The organism is Pseudomonas sp. NPDC087690, assembly GCF_044743175.1.
Lineage (GTDB): Bacteria > Pseudomonadota > Gammaproteobacteria > Pseudomonadales > Pseudomonadaceae > Aquipseudomonas.
Map to the genome: position 1 here is coordinate 224,509 of NZ_JBIUVX010000001.1, position 21,714 is coordinate 246,222.

18 protein-coding genes are annotated in these 21,714 nt (G+C 60.5%); 8 read left to right on the plus strand and 10 right to left on the minus strand.

Annotated features, from left to right (window positions below):
* Nucleotides 1-19 precede the first annotated feature (19 nt).
* Nucleotides 20-268 (plus strand): hypothetical protein, encoded by a 249-nt coding sequence (locus tag ACIPIZ_RS00950; protein WP_401163373.1) that lies wholly within the window; start codon nucleotides 20-22, stop codon nucleotides 266-268.
* Nucleotides 269-490: 222 nt separating this feature from the next.
* Here ACIPIZ_RS00950 and ACIPIZ_RS00955 read toward each other — a convergent pair whose 3' ends face one another.
* Nucleotides 491-1,501 carry an NAD(P)-dependent alcohol dehydrogenase gene (locus tag ACIPIZ_RS00955; RefSeq protein ID WP_401163376.1) on the minus strand — a complete coding sequence of 337 codons (1,011 nt, stop codon included), beginning with the start codon at nucleotides 1,499-1,501 and terminating at the stop codon, nucleotides 491-493.
* Between the two features lie 155 nt (nucleotides 1,502-1,656).
* Between ACIPIZ_RS00955 and ACIPIZ_RS00960 the strand changes: the two genes are divergently transcribed.
* On the plus strand, nucleotides 1,657-2,583 hold the full coding sequence (locus tag ACIPIZ_RS00960; RefSeq protein WP_401163377.1) for a LysR family transcriptional regulator: 927 nt from the start codon (nucleotides 1,657-1,659) through the stop codon (nucleotides 2,581-2,583).
* A 63-nt stretch (nucleotides 2,584-2,646) separates the two neighbouring features.
* Here the strand turns inward: ACIPIZ_RS00960 and ACIPIZ_RS00965 are convergent, their stop codons facing one another.
* The 5 genes from ACIPIZ_RS00965 to ACIPIZ_RS00985 form a co-directional block, all read right to left on the minus strand.
* Nucleotides 2,647-3,606, minus strand: a complete 960-nt coding sequence (locus ACIPIZ_RS00965; protein ID WP_401163380.1) for an EamA family transporter — start codon at nucleotides 3,604-3,606, stop codon at nucleotides 2,647-2,649.
* 257 nt (nucleotides 3,607-3,863) lie between these two features.
* The gene (locus ACIPIZ_RS00970; protein WP_064390035.1) at nucleotides 3,864-4,976 is read right to left on the minus strand and encodes an alkene reductase; all 1,113 of its coding nucleotides are present in this window, start codon (nucleotides 4,974-4,976) and stop codon (nucleotides 3,864-3,866) included.
* Between the two features lie 170 nt (nucleotides 4,977-5,146).
* Complete coding sequence (locus ACIPIZ_RS00975) at nucleotides 5,147-7,381, minus strand: molybdopterin cofactor-binding domain-containing protein (RefSeq protein WP_401163382.1); 2,235 nt, start codon at nucleotides 7,379-7,381, stop codon at nucleotides 5,147-5,149.
* A complete protein-coding gene (locus tag ACIPIZ_RS00980; RefSeq protein ID WP_064390037.1) occupies nucleotides 7,378-7,851 on the minus strand; it encodes a (2Fe-2S)-binding protein in 474 nt (157 codons plus the stop codon). Before ACIPIZ_RS00980 ends, ACIPIZ_RS00975 begins: the two co-directional genes overlap by 4 nt.
* Nucleotides 7,848-9,086 (minus strand): c-type cytochrome, encoded by a 1,239-nt coding sequence (locus ACIPIZ_RS00985; RefSeq protein WP_401163385.1) that lies wholly within the window; start codon nucleotides 9,084-9,086, stop codon nucleotides 7,848-7,850. The genes ACIPIZ_RS00980 and ACIPIZ_RS00985 overlap by 4 nt, the downstream gene beginning before the upstream one ends.
* Before the next feature lie 337 nt (nucleotides 9,087-9,423).
* Here ACIPIZ_RS00985 and ACIPIZ_RS00990 point away from each other — a divergent pair, with 337 nt between their 5' ends.
* Both ACIPIZ_RS00990 and ACIPIZ_RS00995 read left to right on the plus strand, forming a co-directional pair.
* Nucleotides 9,424-10,623, plus strand: a complete 1,200-nt coding sequence (locus tag ACIPIZ_RS00990) for an MFS transporter (protein ID WP_401163387.1) — start codon at nucleotides 9,424-9,426, stop codon at nucleotides 10,621-10,623.
* Nucleotides 10,624-10,717: 94 nt separating this feature from the next.
* Nucleotides 10,718-11,641, plus strand: coding sequence for a LysR family transcriptional regulator (locus tag ACIPIZ_RS00995; protein WP_064390039.1), 924 nt, complete (start codon nucleotides 10,718-10,720; stop codon nucleotides 11,639-11,641).
* A gap of 10 nt (nucleotides 11,642-11,651) precedes the next feature.
* Here the strand turns inward: ACIPIZ_RS00995 and ACIPIZ_RS01000 are convergent, their stop codons facing one another.
* The 4 genes from ACIPIZ_RS01000 to xylA form a co-directional block, all read right to left on the minus strand.
* Complete coding sequence (locus tag ACIPIZ_RS01000; RefSeq protein WP_016986081.1) at nucleotides 11,652-12,788, minus strand: sugar ABC transporter permease; 1,137 nt, start codon at nucleotides 12,786-12,788, stop codon at nucleotides 11,652-11,654.
* Nucleotides 12,789-14,345 carry a D-xylose ABC transporter ATP-binding protein gene (gene xylG, locus ACIPIZ_RS01005; protein ID WP_401163390.1) on the minus strand — a complete coding sequence of 519 codons (1,557 nt, stop codon included), beginning with the start codon at nucleotides 14,343-14,345 and terminating at the stop codon, nucleotides 12,789-12,791.
* A gap of 155 nt (nucleotides 14,346-14,500) precedes the next feature.
* Nucleotides 14,501-15,502: a D-xylose ABC transporter substrate-binding protein gene (xylF, locus tag ACIPIZ_RS01010; RefSeq protein WP_064118124.1), complete on the minus strand. Its 1,002-nt coding sequence runs from the start codon at nucleotides 15,500-15,502 to the stop codon at nucleotides 14,501-14,503.
* A 149-nt stretch (nucleotides 15,503-15,651) separates the two neighbouring features.
* Complete coding sequence (xylA, locus tag ACIPIZ_RS01015; protein WP_401163392.1) at nucleotides 15,652-16,968, minus strand: xylose isomerase; 1,317 nt, start codon at nucleotides 16,966-16,968, stop codon at nucleotides 15,652-15,654.
* 175 nt (nucleotides 16,969-17,143) lie between these two features.
* Here xylA and ACIPIZ_RS01020 point away from each other — a divergent pair, with 175 nt between their 5' ends.
* From ACIPIZ_RS01020 to ACIPIZ_RS01035, 4 genes are all read left to right on the plus strand, one after another.
* Nucleotides 17,144-18,331, plus strand: a complete 1,188-nt coding sequence (locus tag ACIPIZ_RS01020; RefSeq protein WP_105706474.1) for a XylR family transcriptional regulator — start codon at nucleotides 17,144-17,146, stop codon at nucleotides 18,329-18,331.
* Between the two features lie 171 nt (nucleotides 18,332-18,502).
* Complete coding sequence (locus ACIPIZ_RS01025; protein WP_401163393.1) at nucleotides 18,503-19,633, plus strand: alkene reductase; 1,131 nt, start codon at nucleotides 18,503-18,505, stop codon at nucleotides 19,631-19,633.
* Between the two features lie 81 nt (nucleotides 19,634-19,714).
* Nucleotides 19,715-20,719: a LysR substrate-binding domain-containing protein gene (locus ACIPIZ_RS01030; protein WP_401163395.1), complete on the plus strand. Its 1,005-nt coding sequence runs from the start codon at nucleotides 19,715-19,717 to the stop codon at nucleotides 20,717-20,719.
* Nucleotides 20,720-20,787: 68 nt separating this feature from the next.
* The gene (locus tag ACIPIZ_RS01035; protein WP_401163397.1) at nucleotides 20,788-21,684 is read left to right on the plus strand and encodes a serine hydrolase domain-containing protein; all 897 of its coding nucleotides are present in this window, start codon (nucleotides 20,788-20,790) and stop codon (nucleotides 21,682-21,684) included.
* Nucleotides 21,685-21,714: the final 30 nt, after the last annotated feature.

A 21,714-nucleotide genomic window follows, 5' to 3' on the forward strand; every position in this document is an offset into this window, starting at 1 on the left:
AATATTCGGGGTGGGCGAAATGAACGCGTTCAAGAACCAACTGACATTCGCACAAGAAACCAGATTACTCGCTTTGGCTGCCTGGCAACGTGCACTGGAAAACCTTGAACTGCGCATGGATTGCCCAGACGCCTATCACGACGAACTGGTGCGCAAGTCGGATGAAATGGATCGTTTGGGCCTGCTGAGCTGGGATGAGTGGCGCGACCTGCGCAGAGAAGCAGACGTCGCCTACCTGCGCGCAGTCGCTGGAGACGATTACCATTGAGGTTATCCAGGTCATGTCCATCGCCGTGCACAAGCGGGCGAAAAGCAAGAGTCTTGATGAGATGTCGATCATCCGGACGTGAGGAGTCGCGAGCGTCCGATTCGCGAAGACAGGGTCAATCTGTTGAAGATCTGGCGTTTCGGGCGCATTGGCGGGTACCTGTACTCGGTGGCGGTGAACACCGTCACCGAGATTTTCGGCATGTCGCTGACTGCCCGTCAGTTATGAAACCTTGATCACCACTTTACCGAAGGCGCCACGGGCCAAATGCTCGAACGCCTTGTGCGCCTCGTCGAAGGCATAGGTTTGATCGATCACTGGGCGTATTGCGTGTTTGTTCAGGAATTCGTTCATGCGATCGAACGATGAGCGAGGAGCCACCGCGATACCGCGGATTGTGGTCTGGCGGAAGATCAGCGGCATCAGACTCAACGTGGTCGTTTGTCCGGTCAGAAAGCCGATTTGGGCGATTTTCCCGGCAGCCTTGGTGGCCAGGATGGACTGGTTCAGCCCTTCACCTCCTGCGACATCCAGCAGCAGGTCAACGCCTTTGCCGTCGGTGAGCTTCAACACTTCCTCTTCCCAGCGCGGGAAGGTCCGATAGTTAACGCCGGCCACTGCGCCAAGCTGTTTCACTCGCTCAAGATTGGTCTCGCTGCTGGACGTCACAATAACCTTGGCGCCAAGGGCTGTTGCCAATTGCACAGCGAAGATCGATACGCCGCCGGTGCCTTGCACCAGGACGGTCTGGCCCGGCTGGATCTGGCCGTAATCCACTAGCGAGTACCACGCCGTCAGCGCTGCGATCGGCAGGGTCGAGGCCTCTTCGTCGGACATGTTGTCCGGCGCACGAACTGCACTTTGCTCGTGAATGATCATGTATTCGGCCAGGCCACCCGGCAGCGGCATGCCGAAGCAGTAGGCAGGCTCGTCCGGCCCCGGCTCACCGTCAATCCAGCGTGAGTACAGGTGCGAGTTGACGCGGTCGCCCACCTTGAATCGGCTGACGCCTTCACCCACAGCGATGACCGTGCCTGCCGCGTCGCTGACCGGAATCAGCGGCTTGGGCACCAGATGGGGTTCATAAAAACCATCAACGATGGCCTTGTCGCGGAAGTTGAGCGAAACCGCGCCGATCTTGACCAGTAGCTCGCCGGCCTTGGGTTCAGGCGTAGGGGTGTCGCTGAGTGCGAGGTGGTCGAGGCCGAAATCATGCAGAAGCCAGGCTTTCATGGAAGTTGTCTCCAGTGGGTGAGTTCGAGGACATTGTTCCCGGGTAGGGCGTATCGATAAATGCCCGGCACAGCACAGGATTGTTAATTCCTAAAGCAACAATTGCGCAAATACCTGATAGGGTGGCGGCAACAAAATAATCGTCAGAGGACGTTATGGAGCTGCTTCAGTCCTTGCAGGTGTTTGCCCGATTGGCCGAGCTCAGCAGTTTTACCCGGGTAGCCGATGCGATGCAGATCGGCCGGCCGCAGGTGACTCGTGCCATTCAGGAACTTGAAACCTCGATCGGCGTCCGCCTGTTTCAGCGCACCACCCGGACAGTGAGACTGACTTCCGAGGGCGAGCAATTCTACGCGCGCGTCAAAACCATTCTCGGGGAGATTTCCGATGTCACCGCGATGTTCTCGACGCCGGATTCAATCTTGCGTGGTCGATTACGCGTCGATATCCCCACTGCTTTTTCGCAGCCAGGGCTGATCGAGAGCTTACGAGCATTTTCCACTCGCTATCCCTCAATCGAACTGGCCCTGGGGGTGACAGACAGAACGGTCGATCTGGTCGCCGAGGGTGTGGACTGCGCGTTGCGCATCGGCGAGCTACCCAGTTCAAGTCTCATCGCCCGGCGCATTGGCATGGCCACCATGGTCACCTGTGCGGCGCCGCGATACCTGGAAGAGTACGGTGAGCCTGAAACCCTGGAAGATCTCGGCATGCACCGCGGCGTTACCTTTCTTTCGGGGCAGAACCAGCGCCCGCTGGCCTGGCAATTCGTGGAGGGCGGCCGCGAGCAATCACACATCTGCCGCCAAGGGATCACCGTCAACGAGTCCAATGCCTATGTCGAATGTGGCGTTGCGGGCTTCGGCATTCTCCAGGCACCTGGCATCGCTTTGGATCGTTTTCTGGCAAACGGATCATTGGTTGAGGTGCTGCGCAACTTTCGTCCGCATCCACGCCCCGTCTCAGTGTTGTACCCCAGCCGTACGCACCTGGCCCCGCAGGTTGAAGCGTTCGTCGAGTGGATTGGCGAACAGTTTCCAACGCTTTATGGACGCTGGCTGGCGCAGGACAGAGCGGGGTAGGACATTCAGCCTCAGCGGTTTTCTGCCTGTTGAAGAACAGTGAATAACCGCCGGCGGAAACCTTCACACCCCGGCTTTGACCTCAGCCTTGACGACCGACTTACGGTACGTCAGCAAAACGATGCCGGTGACCACGATCACCCCACCGAGAATCTGTCCGTTGCTGAGCATTTGGTCCAGCACGATCCAGCCCATCAGCAGCGTTGCCAATGGCTCGATGTTCATGACCGGCGCATTGCGCGGCATGTCGAGGCGAGGCACGGAAATGAACAGGACGATAAAACCGGTGCCGTACAGCACCACCAAGGTGGCGAGGGCCAGCCATCCGGTCGAGGTGGCGGGCAGGTTCAATCCGCCGGGAAGGGCGCCCGTCAGCCCTGCCAGGTTGACGCTGCTGAACACGATGAAAATGGTCAGCAGACTGCGCACCGAGCCGCGTACCTGAGACAGTTTGTGGTCGGTGATCCACAGCGCGCAGGCGAACACGCTGGCGGCGCAGAACGCGAGCGCGACGCCCGTCAGCCATTGCGCACTGACCTCTGTCGTGGTCGAAAGACGCCCGGGCACGTCCAGCACAAACACCAGGCCCAGTAGAATCAAGCCCATTAACGTCGCAGTGCGTGCGCTCGGTCGCTGGCCACCCAGCGCCCAAGTGAGCAATGCCAGCAGAATAGGGAATACGTTTGCCACCAGCAGGGCCAGCGCCACCGGCACCCGTGCGACAGCAGAGTAAAGGCACAGACTCTGCGCAGTGATCAGCAACCCCAGCAACAGTTGCCAGCGCCAGGCACCCGCCGGCAAGCGCGGGCTTTGTCGTTGCCACAGCACCAGAATCGCGAGCACCAGCAAGGTCCCGCCGGACCGCATCAAAATCGCCAGCAGCACACCCGCACCATCATCAAATGCGACTCGCGCCGCCACATGATTGCCGGCAAACGCACAGCCCATGCACAACAGAATGATCACCGCCAGATAACGGGGGTAGGGCGGCGGTACGGTTTGCGTAGCGGTAGGGCGAGGCATGGCAGATCTCAGGATTGTTAGCCGTTCGAACGACTTGGTTTTTATTAGGTTGTCGTACAACCAGCCCGTTTTATCGCATTCGGCGACGTCGGGCAATAGACCTGAAAGCGCACAGCTACGCATATGTTCGGCTTTATGCTGGATTTTTCGCGCCTTTGATTGAGTGTGGAGATCGTATGACTTGATAGAGCTGGGGCCCATCGGCCCCTGCTTCCAGGGATTTACACATTCATGAGAGGCGGGTCGTCTGCTTCTGCTCAGGCATGAAATGGATAATCGATGTAGCCACGCTGATCCCCGCCGAAAAAGCTGCCAGGGTCCGGCGTGTTGAGTGTCAGGCCATCGTGCAGTCGACGCGGCAAATCAGGGTTGGCCAGGAATGGGCGGCCAAACGCGATGATGTCGGCACGATCGGCAATCAGCGCCTGTTCGGCAGATTGCGCATCGTAGCCGCCCGCCAGGATCAGCACGCCGTTCCAGGTTTTGCGCAACTGGGCAATGATCGCGTCCCAGCGCGGGTCGAAATTTTCATCTTTGACTGTGCCGACCATCGCTGGCTCGACCAGGTGTAGATAGGCCAGGTTCCATTGGTTGAGCGCCTCGACCAAGTGGCCGAAGGTGGCTTCCGGGGTGTCATCGCCCATGCCCATGAAACGGCCCATCGGCGTCAGGCGTACGCCGACCCGCTCGGCGCCAACTTCTTCAGCCACGGCCGCGACCACTTCCAGCAGAAACCGCGCGCGATTCTCCACGCTGCCGCCATAGGCATCGTCACGCTGGTTGCTGTTGCTGTTAAGAAACTGATCGAGCAGGTAACCGTTACCGGCATGAATCTCTACACCGTCCATGCCCGCCTGCAGCGCGTTGCGCGCGGCCAAGCGGTAGTCTTCGACGATACCGGCGATTTCCGCGGTTTCCAGCGCGCGTGGCACCGGCACATCACCCCAGACGCCGTTACCGTTGTCGTCGACGATAAACGTCTTGCCCGGCACCGGCAGCGCGCTGGGTGCAACCGGCAGGCCGGCATCAGGTTGGAAACTGGGGTGGGACACCCGGCCAACGTGCCACAGCTGCATGAAGATCAACCCGCCAGCCTCATGCACCGCCGCGCTGACGTCACGCCACGCCCGCACCTGCTCAGGGCTGTAGATGCCCGGCGTCCAGGCGTAACCCTGAGCCTGCCGGGAGATTTGCGTGGCCTCGGTGATGATCAGCGCAGCACTGGCCCGTTGGCGGTAGTACTCGGCGTTCATCGGCGTTGGCACATCGCCTGGTTGGCCGGCGCGTGAGCGCGTTAACGGCGCCATGGCCACGCGATGGGCGAGGGTGTAAGGACCGAGTGCGAGGGGTTGGAACAGACGACGGGTCATGGGTAGCTCCAGATTTCAATAAGGGGAATTCAAGCGCGGCAGCGGCGCCGCGAGCCAGTGCCGCTAACTTAACCGCGCTCAGCGGGGCTGATAATCGGTGGCCGGCGCTACGCTGTTTTGCGCAGGGCGCAACGGCACCCGTGCTCATCAGCGATGAACACGGGCGTGGCTCAGGCGGGCTGGTTTGAGCGTGTGAGTGGCAGGTTCAGCCAGCGCCGGCCGGTGGCGTTGGCGACGGCGTTACCAAGGGCGGCGGCCATCGGCCCCTGGACAATTTCAGCGGCACCGAGGAACGGTTCTCCCGGTTGGTCGAGCAAATGCACATCGACTTTTTTCGGCAGTTGCGTGAAGCGCAGAATCGGATAACCGCTCCAGTCGTAGCTGCGAATGCCCCCCGCGTCGTAGGCGACTTTTTCGTACAGGGTCCAACTCGCGGACTGCATGATGCCGCCCTCGACCTGATTGCGCAGGCCGTCGGGGCTGACGATCTGGCCGACATCCACCGCCGTCACCACGTGATCGATGCGAATCTCGCCGGTCTGCGGATGCACCCGCAGCTTCACCGCGATGGCGCAGTAACCCATGATGTTTTTGTAGCGGGCGAAGGCGAAACCGATACCGGCACCGGGCTCGCTGCTTTTTTGCGGCCAAGCGATCTCATCACGCACACGTTCTACCACCGCGCGAGCACGCGGGTCGCTGAGGTGGGCCAGACGCAACGCGACCGCGTCGATGCCGGCCCTGATCGCCAGTTCGTCGATACTCGCCTCGATGGCGAAGATGTTGATGTGCGCTCCCAGCGAACGCATGGCCGAGGTGCGAAAAGGCATTTCGGTGACAAAGGTCATGTTGATGCGCGTCGAGTTGAGGTCGTACAGCGGCACCGCGTTGCGGTCACCATCGCCTTCGGGCTGGGCGATCGGCACGGAGGGCGCTGAGGTGAAGGGCCGCGCAAGCAAGCGTGCCGGCAGCAGACGCCCGGCGTTGACGATGCGTTCGTTGTGCGGTGTGGTCCAGAGTTCGTAGGCCCAGTCCTGCAGCCGACCCTGGCTGAGGCCCGCGTCGACTTCGGTGACCATCGCCGAGCTATACGGCTCCCAAAGATTTTCCTGTTCGCGCATCCATTGCACGCGCACCGGCGTACCGGGCACACGCAGAGCAATCAATGCAGCATCGGCCGCGGCATCATCGGCACCGTTATGCCCATAGCAACCTGAGCCTTCGGTATGAATACAGCGCACCCGCTCAGGTGGCAGACCGAGCATTTCGGCAATGCCGGCGCGCAGCGGATAAACACCTTGGGTGTGGGTCCAGACCGTGAGATTGCCGTCCTTGAACCAGGCCACCGCGCAAGACGGGCCGATCGAGCCGTGCATCAAATACTGCTTGGTGACCCGCGCCTGAAAACGCGTTTCGGCCGCGCCGCTCGGCGTGCCGCTGTTGCTGATCGGATAGCGCCGTGAGGGCAGGCGTTTGAGCAGACCATGAATCTCGGCCGCCTCTGGAATCGCTTCGCCCTCGCTCCATTGCGTCACCTCGCTGGCCCTGCGCATGGCTTTGATCGCTTGCCACTCATCACCGGCGGCCACCGCCAGATAGTTGCCGTCGCGGATCACCTTGACCACGCCAGCCAACGCCTCGATGGACTCCGCATCGAATGCTTGTAGCGTGCAGCCCGGACGCGGCGGGCGGATCACCCGCGCATGCAGCATGCCCGGCAGGCGCATGTCCTGGACGAACGCCGCGCCGCCGCTGACCTTCGCCGGGATGTCGAGGCGCGGCAACGAATGGCCGATCAGTTTGAAGTCAGCGGCGGCCATCGCCGGTGATTGAGCCTTGGCGTATTGGTGCACATCGACATGCTTGACCGCGTCGGCGTAACTCATCCGCTGAGCGGCCGGGCCTTCGATCACACCGTTGTGAGTGCTGAGCAGTGCAGCATCAACCTGCCAACGGCGCGCGGCGGCATCGACGAGCATTTCACGCACCTGCGCGGCGGCGTTATACAACGCGGTACCGCTGTCGAAAATGCTGTGGCTGCCGGCGGTGTAGCCTTCGTTGGGTGTCAGCGCGGTGTCGGCGGTGAGCAGGTTGATCGCGGATGCCGGTACCTGCAAACGCTCGGCGGCGATTTGCAGCAACGCGGTTTTCACCCCGGTACCCAACTCGACCTTGCCGGTGTAGACGGTGATGCCGTCAGCGCCGATGCGGATCCAGGCGTCGAGAAACGGGTTGGTGCGCAGGCTTCCGGGCAGGTCAGGCGCGAGGACCACGGTGCCGAGCGTATCGACTTCCGTATCCGCCAACACACGCCGCGCCACCGGCATCAAGGTAAACGCCATCAGCAACGCGCCGCCGCGCAGGAAGGCGCGTCGGCTCGGGTTCAAACCGTTCGACTCGCTCATGTCAGGCTCCCGTTGTGCCCGGCCACCTGTTTGATCGCCTCGATGATCCGCAAGTGCGTACCGCAGCGGCACAGGTTGCCGGCCATGTGCTCGCGAATGGTCGCGTCATCAGGGTGGCGATTACGCTCAAGCAACGCCTGCGCGCGCATCAGCATGCCGGCAATGCAGTAGCCGCATTGCGCAGCCTGTTTCTCGATGAACGCAGCTTGCAGAGGGCCGGGTTTTTCCGCGCTGCCGAGGCTTTCCACGGTGCGGATTTTTTTGCCTTCGAGGCCGGCGCAGGGCGTCAGGCAGGCGAACACTGGTCGATCATCGACGATCACCGTGCAGGCGCCGCATTGACCGAGACCGCAGCCGTATTTGGCGCCGTTGAGGTTCAAGTGATTGCGCAGCGCATACAGCAATGGCATGTCCGGCTCCAGCTCAAGCGGTTGCGCGGCTCCGTTGACGTTGAGGGTGATCTGGCTCATTTCGTCTCCTGACGTAACGCTTCAATAGTGGAAGAGAGGTCGGCCCACGGCTGATCAGGGCTGGCTTGCTGACGCAGATACGCGGCCAGTGCACCGAGTTGCGCGTTGTCCAGGCTGGCGGCGAACGCAGGCATCACCGGGCCGGGCGACCCGGCTGTGGCGGGCAACCCTTCGAGCACGGTTTTGAGAAAGTTGCGCGAACTGGCCGCTTGCAACGCCGAGGTGTTTTGCAGGCCCGGGCGACCACCGATGGTGCGCATTGGCGCCGCCGCACCATGGCAACCGGCGCAGGCGCTGCTGAAGAGCAGGGCGCCGGTCGAGTGGTCTGCCGGTTCATTGGCAGGCGTCTTCGGTGGCGTCTCTGTCACCGAAGGCGGGTTTTCCAGACTGAGCACATATTCGGCAATCGCCTCGGCTTCACTGGCGGGCAGGCGCGCCAGACTCAAGCTGACCGGACGCATCGGCCCGGCGGGTGTGCCGTGGCCATCAACGATTTCGGCGCGCAGATAGCTCACCAGTTGCTCACGACGCCACGGGTTGCTGCGTTGGCCCATACCGACCAACGCGGGCGCTTGCCAGCCATCGACGCTGCCGCCCTGCAAGTATTCCGAGGATTTTTCCGCGCCGATCAGGTTCAGCGGCGAATGGCAGCCAGCGCAATGGCCCGGGCCGTCGACCAGATAACGCCCTCGATTCCACGCCTCGCTACGCCCCGCCAGCGGCGTCAGTGGCTCACCGTGCAGGAACAGCAGGTTCCAGAACGCCACCAACGGGCGAATGTTCATCGGAAAGTTCATCTGGTTCTGCTCGGCCGGCGCGTGCACGGCGGGGCCGCTCATCAAGTAGGCGTAGGCGTCGGCGATGTCTGCTGCGCTCATGCGCCGGTAGTGCACGTAGGGGAACGCCGGATAGAGCAAGTGACCATCGCGAGCAACGCCCTGACGCATCGCCCGCTCGAAGGCCGGCAGTGACCATTGGCCGATACCGGTTTCTACGTCCGGGGTGATGTTGGTGCTGTACAACGTGCCGAACGGCGTTACCAGCGGCAGCCCGCCGGCCAGATATTCGCCACCGGGGCGGGTATGGCAGACCGCACAATCACCGGCCTCGACCACCCGCGCTCCGCGTTGCAACTGCGCAGTATCGAACAACGTCGGGCGCTCGATCGGCGCAATCGCCGGGCGCCACATCAGCCAAATGGCGCCGATCAGGCCGAGCACGGCGACGACGGCCACGCTGATCCATAGCGTTCTGGACTTCAGAAATGAGCTGTTCATGGGACGGAGAAAAACGCGGCAGGCAATGGCAGAACGGATGGGATACGGGTCATGACAACGCTCCTTGTAACAGCCGGGGAAGGGCGCCGATGGGGACGACGGCGCCAAGGGCCAAAGCGTAGAGAAACCGTCTGCGCGGGAGAATCAGCGGCGCACGCAATAGCGCGTTGCGCGAGAAGCAACGCCTGCGCCGTTGCGCAGGACGCATCAGTGCATTGCCCGCCGTGTGGATTCTGTGGATCGCCACAGGGCCGTAGCCTTGGCAGCACTTTCCTGAACTCAATGAGGTGTCATCATGCTCACGGGCAATCCGGCCGTTGCGGCGAATGCCGAACAGCCAACTTCTCTTTCCGGCCTGATGGTCGCGTTCCTGGCATTCTGCTGTGGCGCGGTCGTGGCCAATCTTTATTACGCACAGCCAATCGTCGAACTGATTGCGCCGCAGATCGGCCTGTCCAGCGCGAATGCCAGCCTGATCGTTTCGCTGACGCAGTTTGGTTACGCGCTGGGCCTGTTGCTGCTGGTGCCGCTGGCCGACCTGATGGAAAACCGCCGTCTGGTGGTCGGGTTCACCCTGGCGGCGAGCGTCACGCTGTTGTGCGCCGGCCTGACTCATTCGCCGTCGATGTTCCTGCTGTTGTCTTTGCTCATCGGTTTGACGTCGGTGGCGGTGCAGATCCTCGTGCCGCTGTCGGCACACCTGGCGCCCGAGGCCAGCCGTGGCCGCGTTGTCGGCAATATCATGAGCGGTTTGTTGCTAGGCATTCTGTTATCGCGGCCACTGTCGAGCCTGTTGGTTGAAGTGTTCGGCTGGCGCGGGGTGTTTTACAGCGCATCAGCCCTGATGGCCGTCATCGCTCTGATTACCGCTGTGGCACTGCCGCGTCGGCTGCCTTCGCATAAAGCCACCTATGCTGCGCTGATCGGTTCGGTGTTTGCCTTGGCCCGGCGCTATCCGCTGTTGCGTCAGCGCTCGCTGTATCAAGGCCTGCTGTTTGCCAGTTTCAGCCTGTTCTGGACCCTCGCACCGATTGAGCTGATGCGTCACCACGGCTTCACTCAGGCCCACGTGGCGATCTTCGCGCTGGTCGGTGCGGTGGGTGCGATTGCGGCGCCGATTGCCGGGCGTCTGGCCGATGCCGGGCATGGTCGTCGCGGCACGCTGGTCGCATTGCTGCTGGCGCCGGTTTCGCTGTTGATCGCCGCGCTTCCGGGCAGCGGCTATGTCTGGCTGGTGGTGTGCGCGGTGCTGCTGGATTTCGCCGTGCAATTGAACATGGTGCTCGGCCAGCGTGAAGTGTACGCCCTCGATCCCCACAGCCGTGCGCGTCTGAACGCCGTGTACATGACCAGCATTTTCGTCGGCGGCGCGGTGGGGTCGCTGGTCGCCAGTCCGCTGTACGAGCATTTCGGCTGGAGCCTTTCCGCCGTCGCGGTGGCGCTGCTGCCAGCGCTGGCGCTCGGCTTGTTCCTGAGTCGCAAGGCCGATGTCTGAACAGCCGGCAATTGTGTTCAAGCACGACGGTACAAGACGTCGGGGGAACAGTGATGCACAATCATCCGCGTTCCCTTTCGACCGGACCCCGCTTATGGACAAGTTGCTGGCACTGAAGATGTTTGTGGAAACCGTGCGCTGCGGGGGCTATTCCTCGGCAGCGCGCAAACTCGGGATATCAACGTCGTCAGTGACACGGCAAGTGGCCGGGCTGGAACACGAGTTGGGCGCGAGCCTGCTCAATCGCACCACGCGCAACACCAGCGTGACCGTTGCCGGCCAGACCTATTTCGAAAAAGCCGTGGCGATTCTCGACGCGATCGACGAAGCCGATGCGGTCGTCGCCGATCGTGGCGCCGAAGCGCAGGGCCGTCTGCGCATCAGCGTGCCGGTGGAGTTCGGGCGGCGTCTGATTGCACCGCACCTGAGCCGTTTGCTTGAACGGCATCCGGGGCTGGAGATCAGTCTGTCGCTGAGCGATCAGGTCAGCGACCTGCTCAGCGAGCAGATCGATGTTTCGGTGCGGCTCGGATCGTCGGTGGTCAGTGAAGACATCGTCAGCAAACGCGTGGGGCAGTTTGAACGCTGGGTGGTGGCCAGTCCGGCGTATCTGGCACGTAGCGCGGCGCTCTGTCATCCACGGGATTTGCTGGAGCACCAATGCCTGCGTTTCGATTACGGCGGCACCCACCAGCACTGGACCTTTCAGAATGAAGACGCGCCCATTCAGCTCAACGTTCACGGGCGCCTGCAAAGCAACAACGCCGACATCCTGCGCGAAGCCGCCATCGGCGGCGGCGGGGTGACACTGCTGGCTGACTGGCTGGTGCGCGACGACGTGGCAGCCGGCCGGTTGACCCGATTGCTTGAGCAGTACGAGGTCAATCCCGGCAGTGCCAGCACCTGCATCAACGCCTTGTATTTACCCAATCACCGTGGGTCCAGCCGGATCAATGTGTTTATCGATTTCCTGATGGAAATTCTCAGTCCGGCTGCCGTGACCACGCCCGCCGCGTGATCCCTGCGGCTCAACGGCGCCCGGTCCGCGTACTCACATCCACCCAAACCGCCAACACCAGAATGCTGCCCTTGACGATCATCTGCCAGTAGCTGTCGACATCGAGCATGGACATGCCGTTGTCCAGACTGGTAATGACCAGCGCGCCGAGGAGGGCGCCGTACACCGTGCCGGAGCCGCCGCGCATCGAGGTGCCGCCGATGAAGCAGGCGGCGATGGCATCGAGTTCGCCCATGCTCCCGGCCGAAGGCGAACCGGCGGCCAGGCGCGCGGTGTTGACCACGCCGGCGAGGGCGCACATCACGCCCATGATCCCGAAAATCCACAGCTTCACCGCCTGCACATTGATCCCGGACAGGCGCGTCGCTTCCATATTGCTGCCCACCGCATAGACGCGCCGACCGAACACGGTCTGACTGGTCACGTAGCTGAACACACCCAGCAAAACCAGCAGCAACAAGACCGGCACCGGAATGCCGTCGTAGCTGTTCAGCGTCTGGACGAAGCCGGCGAGCACGGCGCCGATCACCAATACACGGATGACGTCACGCACCAACGAATGCGCCGCGAGGCCGTGCAGGGCGCGATTGCGTCGTTGTTTCCAGGTGAGGAACACGGTCAGTGCGAACAACAAAATACCCAGACCGGTGCCGATCGCGTGGGGCAGGTAACCCTGGCCAATGTAAACCAGCTCCGGCGATACCGGCGCGATGGTGGTGCCGCCGGTAATCCCCAGCAAAATCCCGCGAAAAGCCAGCATGCCGCCCAGGCCGACAATGAACGAGGGGATGCGCAGGTAAGCCGTCATGTAGCCGTTGGCGAGGCCGATCATCAGCCCGCACAGGGCGACCAGACTGAGGTTGGCCAACAGCGGGATGTGATAGACCACATCGAGAATGGCCGCGAGGCCGCCGAGCAGGCCGAGCAATGAACCGACTGACAAATCGATCTCGCCGCTGATGATCACCAGCACCATGCCGCAGGCGAGAATGCCGGTAATCGACATTTGCCGCAGCAGATTGGACAGGTTGCGCGGGGTGAGGAATCCGCCCTCGGTCTGCCAGCTGAAGAACAGCCAGATCAGCACCACGGCAAACACCAGCGCGAGCATTTTGTAGCGGGTGAACAGTTGTTTGACCTGATTCATTTACGCGGATTTCCGATCATTATTGTTATGGCTGCCAGGCTGGCTGAGGGCGGCGGCGAGCACCTGTTCCTGGGTGAGTTCATGGTTGATGAAGTCGCCGCGCAACTGACCTTCGCCAATCACCAGCACGCGGTCGGAAACACCCAGCACTTCGGCCAGCTCCGACGAGACCATGATGATCGACACACCTGCTGCGGCCAGCGCGCCCATCAACTTGTAGATTTCGTATTTGGCGCCGACGTCCACGCCTCGGGTCGGCTCATCGAGAATCAGCACTCGGGGTTTGGCCAGCAGCATCTTCGCCAGTACGGCTTTTTGTTGATTGCCACCCGACAGACTGGTGATCGGCAGGAACGAACTCGCCGTCTTGAGGTGCAGGCGTGAGATTTCCCTATCGATGCTGCCCAGTTCGGCTTCGGCGTCGATGCGGGTCAGTTTTGAGTAACTGTCCAGCACGGCGAGGGTGATGTTCTGGCCGACGCCCAGGTCGGGAATGATGCCTTGGCGCTTGCGGTCCTCCGGCACCAGGCACAGGCCGGCGCGGATAGACTTGAGCGGCGTGCGCGTGTCGATGGCTTGCCCGTCGAGCCAGACTTCGCCCTCATAGCGGCCGGGGTAAGCGCCGAACAGTGCGGTCACCAGTTCGGTGCGGCCGGCACCGACCAGCCCGGCAATGCCGAGGATTTCGCCGCGCTTGAGCACGAAGGAAATGTCGTCGACCCGTTTGCGCGTGGGGTTGTCGACGTCGTAGCAGGTGATGTGGCGGGCCTCGAAAATCACTTCGCCAATGTCGTGTGGCTCGCCGGGGTAGAGGTTGCTCATTTCCCGCCCGACCATCTGCGTGATGATTTGCGTAATATCCATGTCGGCCATGGCGGTGGTGGCGATGTGTTTGCCGTCGCGGATCACCGAAATGGTGTCGCACACGGCGGCCACTTCATCGAGCTTGTGCGAGATGTAGACGCAGGCTACGCCCTTGGCTTTGAGGTCGCGGATGATGTCCAGCAACACTTCGATTTCCGAACGGCTCAAGGCCGAGGAGGGCTCGTCGAGGATCAGCAGGCGGGCCTTTTTGTTCAGAGCCTTGGCGATTTCCACCAGTTGCTGATAGCCGCCGCCGTACTGCGAAACCGGCAGCGAAACGTTCATGTCCGGGACTTTCAATTCTCGCATCAGCGCTTCGGCGCGGTGGATCATCGCCGGGTAATTCATGCGCCCGCCGGGCAGCGTCAGTTCGTGGCCCATGAAAATGTTTTCGGCCACCGACAGGTCGGGCACCAGCGTCAGTTCCTGGTGAATGATGACGATACCGGCGGCTTCCGTTTCGCTGATCGATTGCGCCTTCAGCGGTTGCCCGTCCCAGAGGATTTCACCGTCCCACGTGCCGTGGGGATAGACCGCCGAGAGGATCTTCATCAGCGTGGATTTGCCGGCGCCATTCTCGCCGCACAGGCCAACGCACTCGCCGGGTCGGACCTTGATGTCGATGCCGTTGAGTGCTTTGACACCGCCGAAGGTTTTGACGATACCGTTCATTTGCAGCAGATAGTCGGACATGGACAGGGCTCGCATATCAAAGACTCACACACCACTGAACCTGTGTGGGAGCGAGCCTGCTCGCGAAAGCGTCAGTTCAGACAATGCTTCGTTGACTGAACCACCGCATTCGCGAGCAGGCTCGCTCCCACAAGGGTTTTTCGCATTACCGGAGATCACTTCCCGGCAATTTGCGCCTTGGTGTAGAAGCCGTCCTGTTCGAGCAGGTCGATGTTGTCCTTGGTCAGCGGGGTTGGCGTGAGCAGGATGGTGTCGACTTTTTTGCTGCCGTTGTCGTACTGCGAGCTGAAGGCAGGTTTTTCGTTGCGCGCCAGTTGCACCGAGAGCTTGGCTGCTTCGCTGGCGATGAGTTTCAGCGGTTTGTACACGGTCATGGTTTGCGTGCCGGCGATCACGCGCTTGACTGCAGCAAGGTCAGCGTCCTGCCCGGAAATCGGCACCTTGCCGGCCAACTGCTGCGCCGCCAGTGCCTGGATCGCGCCACCGGCCGTGGCGTCGTTCGAGGCGACGATGCCGTCGATTTTGTTGTCGTTGCGGGTCAGGGCGTTTTCAACAATGCTCAGCGCTTCGGTCGGGTTCCATTCCTTCACCCACTGTTGGCCGACGATCTTGATATCGCCCTTGTCGATGGCTGGTTGCAGCACTTTCATCTGGCCTTCACGCAGGATCTTGGCGTTGTTGTCGGTGGGCGCACCACCGAGCAGGAAGTAATTGCCCTTGGGCGCGGCATTCAGCACGCCGCTGGCCTGCATCTCGCCGACTTTTTCGTTATCGAAGGAAATGTAGGCGTCGACATCAGCGTTGAGAATCAGTCGATCGTAGGAGACGACTTTGATCCCGGCTTTCTTCGCTTCGGCCACCGCGTTGGTCAGCACCGTGGCGTTGAACGGCACGATGACGATGACATCGACGCCCCGGGAAATCAGGTTTTCGATCTGGGAAATCTGTTTTTGCTCGTTGGCATCCGCCGACTGCACGAAGACCTTGGCGTCCATTTTTTCTGCCGCCGCAACGAAGTAGTCACGGTCACGCGACCAGCGTTCCAGGCGCAGGTCATCAATGGAGAAACCGATTTTCGGGTGGGCAGCGTCAGCCATCACCGGCAGTGACAACAGCGCCAGGGCAGTGGCCAATAGCGTGCGTTTTACGTTCTTCATAGTGGGGCGTCCTTTTATTGTTGTTGGAAAGACACGGCCTGACGATGAGTATCGGGCTGGTAAAACTGTAGAGAATCCGCAGGCGCCGCAGGCACAGATTTGTCGTAGAAATGTCACCGCGAGAATGCGCCCGCAGACTCCCTGTGTGATCAGCGATAGATAAAGCGGTTGACGATGTTCTCGAGCATTTCCTGGCGGCCGCTGACGGCTTGCGGGTTCATCTCGTTGGTGAACGCGTGCTCGGCCAACGACTCAAGGTTGAAGTCACCGGCCATCACCGCTTGCCCGAACGGCTGCTGCCAACCGGCGTAGCGTTGATCCTTGAGCCGTTGCAGTTCGTCGTTCTGCACCATGGCTGCTGCGCGCTCCAAAGACAGGGCGAGCACGTCCATCGCGCCGACGTGGCCATAGAACAGATCGATCTGATCGAGGCTTTGCCGGCGCACCTTGGAGTCGAAGTTGAAGCCGCCATTCTTGAAGCCGCCAGCCTTGAGGATTTCATAGGTGGCCAGGGTCATTTCTTCGACGCTGTTGGGGAACTGATCGGTGTCCCAGCCGTTTTGCGGATCACCCCGGTTGGCGTCGATACTGCCGAAAATCCCCAGCGAGACGGCTGTCGCGATCTCGTGATGGAAGCTATGCCCGGCGAGAGTCGCGTGGTTGGCCTCGATGTTGACCTTGATTTCGTGCTCCAGCCCGAACTGCTGAAGAAAGCCGAACACGGTGGCGCTGTCGTAATCGTATTGGTGCTTGGTCGGCTCCTGTGGTTTCGGCTCGATCAGCAGGTCGCCGGTGAAACCGATCTTGTACTTGTGTTCGACCACCATGCGCATAAAGCGGCTGAGTTGTTCGCGCTCTCGTTTCAAGTCCGTGTTGAGCAGGGTTTCATAGCCTTCGCGACCGCCCCACAACACATAGTTGGCGCCTTTCAGGCGCTGGGTTGCGTTCATGGCGCTGAACACCTGCGCTGCGGCGCAGGCGAACACTTCCGGGTCCGGGTTGCTCGCGGCGCCGGCAGCGAAACGCGGGTTGCTGAAGCAATTAGCGGTGCCCCACAGCAGCTTGATGCCGCTGGCTTCCTGATGTTGCTCCAGGTGATCAACCATTTGTGCGAAGTGGTTGCGGTACTCCTTCAGCGAACTGCCTTCCGGGGCGACATCGGTGTCATGGAAGCAGTAATAGTCGATACCCAATTTGGAGAAGAATTCGAAGGCGGCTGCCGCTTTGCCGATCGCCAATTCCATCGGTTCGCCGGCATGTTGCCAAGGCCGTTTGAACGTCCCCGCGCCGAACACATCGGAACCCGGCCAGACGAACGTGTGCCAGTAACAGGCAGCCATGCGCAGGTGTTCGCGCATGGGTTTGCCGAGGATGAGTTTGTCGGCGTCGTAGTGACGAAAGGAGAGGGGGGAATCGCTGTCCGGGCCTTCGTAGCGAATCGCATCGACATCGGGGAAATACTGCATGGACCTTGTCCTTGTTGTTCTTGGCGGTGTCTCGATACTAGCAACGGCCCTGTGCCCGCTGATTATGAAAAACATCAACACCGAGTGCGATTTTGCGTATTGAGCTTCGTCGGCCACGCGCCTAGTCTGTGCCAATCGCCTCCGTGACCAGAGGCCCGGAACAAGCATAAAAACAATGAAAACAGTCCCGCCTGTTCACCGCATCGCCCTGTTGTTCAACGGCAGCAAGATCTACGACCGTGGGATCATCAGCGGCATCGGCAACTACCTGAGCAGCACCCGTGCTTCCTGGGATCTGTTCCTGGAGGAGGATTTTCTCTGTCGTCTGAAAGGCATCGAGCGCTGGCAGGGTGACGGGATCATTGCCGACTTCGACGATCCGCTTATTGGTGAGGCGCTGGCCGATATCCAGATGCCGGTGGTCGCGGTAGGGGGCTCGTACGAGGATAAACGCGCCTACCCGAAAGCGATTCCCTACGTCGCCACCGATAACAACGCGCTGATGACCCTCGCTTACACGCACTTGATCGAGGCTGGACTGCAACGTTTTGCCTGCTTCAGCCTGCCGGAAGCGCAGGCGAATCGTTGGGCGCAGGAGCGCGAAAAAGCCTTTCGCAAACTGATGAAACGCGACGGCCTGCACGGCGAAATCTATCGCGGCATGGGCACCAGCGCACCGCTCTGGGACAGCGCCGTCGAACAACTGATCGCCTGGCTGCAAAGCCTGCCCAAGCCGATCGGCATCATCGCCGTCAGCGACGCCCGCGCGCGCCAATTGCTGCAAGCCTGCCTGACCGCCGGCATTGCCGTGCCGGAGCAGGTGGCATTGATCGGCATCGACAACGACCCGCTGACTCGCAGCCTGACCCGCGTGCCGCTGAGTTCGGTCATCCAGGGCACGGAAACCATGGGTCGTACCGCTGCGCAATTGCTTCACCAGATGCTGCACGGCATGCCATCTAACGGCACACAGATCCTGATTCCTCCGGATGCGGTCAACGTGCAGGTCTCGAGTTTGCACCAGCCATTGGGCAATCCCTACGTCATGCAAGCGCTACTGTTTATTCGCCAATATGCTTGCCAAGGCATTAAAACAGCACAGGTCGCGGCTTATGTCGGTGTGTCGCGTTCGTCACTTGAAGCGCATTTTCGTGCTGAGCGAGGGTGTAGCGTGCATGACGAGATTTTGCGTTTCAAATTGGCGGCGGCGACCAAGGGCCTGACGAGTACCGATTCGGTGATTGCCGACGTTGCGCGCAGTTGTGGGTTTAAATCTGCGCAGTATCTGCACACGGTGTTTCGGCGGGAGTTGGGTTGTACGCCTCGGGAGTATCAGCAGGCTCCGCCTAAATCTCATTGCTAAAAAAGCAATAGTCATTTGCGATTCCGGCGGATTGTTGCCGTCTATATCAGAAGTTAGCATCAATCCATTGCTGCAACTCATCAGGCCTTTGGCGCCAGTTCGGACAGTCCACATCGTTAGCCTGTCACTGCGCTGGTCGTCGTCTCAGTTGATCAACCTTGGAAAATTCTGATGTCGAAACTCTTCGAAGCACTTCGCCTGGGCGACACCACGCTCAAAAACCGCATCGTCATGGCGCCGCTGACCCGATCGCGTGCACCCAATGATGCTGCCGATGAACGCGTGGCGCTGTATTACGCGCAACGCGCTACCGCAGGCTTGATCGTCAGCGAAGGCACGCCGATTTCCCGTGAGGGGCAGGGCTATCTGTTCAATCCCGGGATCTTCACTGCCGAGCAGATTGCTGGATGGCGTCTGACCACCGACTCGGTGCATGCCGTGGGCGGCAAGATGTTTGCGCAGATATGGCACGTCGGCCGCGTCTCGCATCCGTCGATCCAGGAGGGTGGGAAACTGCCGGTGAGCGCCACGTCGAAGCAAGCTGTCGGCGCGACAGCATTCGGTTACGACGCTGACGGCAAGCCGGCACTGGTCGAGCCGCCGGCGCCCCGTCAACTGGAAACGGCTGAGGTTTCGCGCATCGTCGGTGAATTCGCCCAGGCTGCGCAAAACGCAATCGAGGCGGGTTTTGATGGCGTGGAAATTCACGGTGCCAATGGCTATCTGTTCGAGCAGTTCATGAATCCGCTGGTCAATGATCGAACCGATCAGTACTCGGCCGATCGACTGGAAAATCGTCTGCGCTTCACACTGGAAGTGATCGATGCTGTAGTCGCGCGGATTGGCGCGGGTCGGGTCGGTATCCGTATTTCGCCGTATGGTCAGCTGTTCGATATGCCGCTGTACGAGCAAATCGATGAAACCTACACCACGCTGGCTGCGGAGATTGGTGCGCGGCAATTGGCGTATGTTCATGTGATGGATCAGTCCGGTTTTCCTGCTCCAGGTACTGAGGGTGGTGGCGGCGGGCCGAAGGCAACTTTCCTTGAGTTGCTGTCGACCATCAAGTCGAAATTGCCGGCCACAGCGCTGATTCTGGCGGGCGGCATGTCGCGCCAGCGTGCGGACGATCTGATCAATGACGGCATCATCGACCTCGCCGCATTTGGCACCGCTTACATCAGCAACCCTGATCTGGTGGCGCGGCTGCAGCACAACTGGCCTCTGACCGAAGCCAAACGCGAAACCTTCTACGGCGGCGGGGCCGAGGGTTATGTCGATTACCCGCCCTATAAAGGCTAAGTAGCCGCTGAAGCACTGGCAGCCGTCACCGATATTCGGGACGGCTGCTTTTTCATGTCGGGTGCAAACAGGCCTGCAAGGATGTTGCGAGAGGACAAGCAGGCGAAGTTCTGTTTTAGTGCAAACCAACTGTTCTTGATGATCGGAAACCTTATGCACCTCAAAGCGCACCGGTACTTCGCCATGGTCGCCGTGACTGGCAGTTTCTCGGCGACGGCTCGTCACTTCCAAGTGCCGGCGTCTTCCGTTTCGCGCTTCATCGCGGCGCTTGAGCGAGAGGTGGGTCAGCAGCTTCTTTATCGAAACACCCGCGCAGTGAAACTGACAGATGCAGGCGAGCGCTATTACCTGCAGATCCGCGAAGTGCTGGAATTGCTCGATGCCGCCGATGAGGAAATAGCCGGCAAGGGTGGCGAGGTTCGTGGACTTGTACGGATCAACGCGCCAGTCGCGTTCGGCAGTCTGCACATCGTCAAACTGTTGAACGGTCTGTATGACAAGTATCCCGAGCTGACGGTCGAGTTGACGGTCACCGACGCCTTTATCGACCCGGTTCAGGAGGGCGCCGACCTCATCTTTCGGGTCGGGCACCTGGGCGACTCTGGCTTGATCGGCCGGAAAATCTGCGATCAACACTATGTTCTGTGCGCCAGTGCGGGATACATAGCAAAGCATGGCCAACCCGTGTCGCCGGCGGATCTGCAGAATCACGCCTGCCTGGTCTACAAGGGAACCGGCGGGGCGCAGCGCTGGTATTTCAGAAAGCCTGGCAGCGACAAACCCGAGATTATCGACGTCCATGGTCCGCTTAGAAGTAACAATGGGCAGGTGTTGGTGGAGGCCGCGCTGGCGGGCAGGGGGATCGTGTTTTTTCCGTCCTGGCTCTTTAGTCGCGAGAGCTTCATAAACCAGCAGCTCATTCGGCTGTTACCTGATTGGCAGGGATCGGTGGAGCAAACGCCTAGCCAGATCCATCTGCTTTCCCCTGAGAATCGCCTGCGGTCTCAGAAGGTCCGTGTGGTGTGGGACTACTTCATCAAAGCGATCGGCGCGCCTCCTTATTGGGATGATCTCAGTGATTGTTGAGGTAGAAACAGGCAGGGAATGAGCTATCTTGTCGAACTGCCGATTCGATCAACATTCCAGGGACGCCAATGCTCAGTTCACTCATATCAAATGGCCAGGCACAAACGCCTGATCAATTAGAACTGAGGGTCCCTTGGTGGAGTTTCACGAAAACAGTCCTGGCTGCGACAGCCCTGTCGTTGGTCCGAGACGGGCTGATCGGACTGGACGACCAGATTCCTGATGACCCTTTCACCTTACGTCAGCTCTTGCGGCATGAAGCAGGACTGGCCGATTACGGCGAACTTGCGGAGTATCACGCAGCCGTTACCAACGGTGAATCTGCCTGGTCGGCGGACGAAATGATGCAGCGCCTTGACGGCACTTCACTTCGATACAGTCCCGGATCCAGTTGGCGTTACTCAAATGTTGGCTACTTGCTCGTTGGCAGACTGATTGAACGGCTAACTGAACTGACGCTTGATGAGGCGGTACTTCAACGGGCGATTTCACCTCTGGGCCTGTCGAACGTTCGCTTTGCTAAAACGCGAGCTGACTTACAAGCGACCCATCCCGAATGCACCTTGAATTATGACCCTGCGTGGGTTTATCACGGCCTGTTGGTCGGCCCGGTTTCGCAAGCAGCGCTATTTCTCGATCGCCTCCTCAGCGCCGACTTGCTAACCACAGACTTGCTCCAGCAAATGCAGGCACCGCGAACATTGGGCGGCCCGATCCCCGGACGCCCATGGATCACTCCGGGCTATGGCCTTGGTGTGATGCAGGGGGCGATTGGCAGCGGGCATTCCCTCTGCGGGCACACTGGTTGCGGACCAGGCAGTGTCATCGCGGTCTACCGTATCGGCGACGCCGACGCATCAGCTTGTTGTGCAGTTTTTGAGGCAGGCGTAAATGAAGGCGCTGTCGAGGCCCGCGTTGTTGAGCGACTGATGCAAGTACTGCAGCACAGGGATGAAAACATCTGAAAACGGCAGTAGGCCGACAACGACGGCTTT

What these genes read in the sequence shown, in the direction of transcription:
- ACIPIZ_RS00960 (WP_401163377.1), top strand. Translation starts at nt 1,657, where the DNA reads ATGGAGCTGCTTCAGTCCTTGCAGGTGTTTGCCCGATTGGCCGAGCTC.
- ACIPIZ_RS01000 (WP_016986081.1), bottom strand. Translation starts at nt 12,788, where the DNA reads ATGAATCAGGTCAAACAACTGTTCACCCGCTACAAAATGCTCGCGCTG.
- xylG (WP_401163390.1), bottom strand. Translation starts at nt 14,345, where the DNA reads ATGTCCGACTATCTGCTGCAAATGAACGGTATCGTCAAAACCTTCGGC.
- ACIPIZ_RS00965 (WP_401163380.1), bottom strand. Translation starts at nt 3,606, where the DNA reads ATGCCTCGCCCTACCGCTACGCAAACCGTACCGCCGCCCTACCCCCGT.
- ACIPIZ_RS00950 (WP_401163373.1), top strand. Translation starts at nt 20, where the DNA reads ATGAACGCGTTCAAGAACCAACTGACATTCGCACAAGAAACCAGATTA.
- ACIPIZ_RS01030 (WP_401163395.1), top strand. Translation starts at nt 19,715, where the DNA reads ATGTTGCGAGAGGACAAGCAGGCGAAGTTCTGTTTTAGTGCAAACCAA.
- ACIPIZ_RS00980 (WP_064390037.1), bottom strand. Translation starts at nt 7,851, where the DNA reads ATGAGCCAGATCACCCTCAACGTCAACGGAGCCGCGCAACCGCTTGAG.
- ACIPIZ_RS00970 (WP_064390035.1), bottom strand. Translation starts at nt 4,976, where the DNA reads ATGACCCGTCGTCTGTTCCAACCCCTCGCACTCGGTCCTTACACCCTC.
- ACIPIZ_RS00975 (WP_401163382.1), bottom strand. Translation starts at nt 7,381, where the DNA reads ATGAGCGAGTCGAACGGTTTGAACCCGAGCCGACGCGCCTTCCTGCGC.
- xylF (WP_064118124.1), bottom strand. Translation starts at nt 15,502, where the DNA reads ATGAAGAACGTAAAACGCACGCTATTGGCCACTGCCCTGGCGCTGTTG.
- ACIPIZ_RS00955 (WP_401163376.1), bottom strand. Translation starts at nt 1,501, where the DNA reads ATGAAAGCCTGGCTTCTGCATGATTTCGGCCTCGACCACCTCGCACTC.
- xylA (WP_401163392.1), bottom strand. Translation starts at nt 16,968, where the DNA reads ATGCAGTATTTCCCCGATGTCGATGCGATTCGCTACGAAGGCCCGGAC.
- ACIPIZ_RS01035 (WP_401163397.1), top strand. Translation starts at nt 20,788, where the DNA reads ATGCTCAGTTCACTCATATCAAATGGCCAGGCACAAACGCCTGATCAA.
- ACIPIZ_RS01025 (WP_401163393.1), top strand. Translation starts at nt 18,503, where the DNA reads ATGTCGAAACTCTTCGAAGCACTTCGCCTGGGCGACACCACGCTCAAA.
- ACIPIZ_RS00990 (WP_401163387.1), top strand. Translation starts at nt 9,424, where the DNA reads ATGCTCACGGGCAATCCGGCCGTTGCGGCGAATGCCGAACAGCCAACT.
- ACIPIZ_RS00995 (WP_064390039.1), top strand. Translation starts at nt 10,718, where the DNA reads ATGGACAAGTTGCTGGCACTGAAGATGTTTGTGGAAACCGTGCGCTGC.
- ACIPIZ_RS01020 (WP_105706474.1), top strand. Translation starts at nt 17,144, where the DNA reads ATGAAAACAGTCCCGCCTGTTCACCGCATCGCCCTGTTGTTCAACGGC.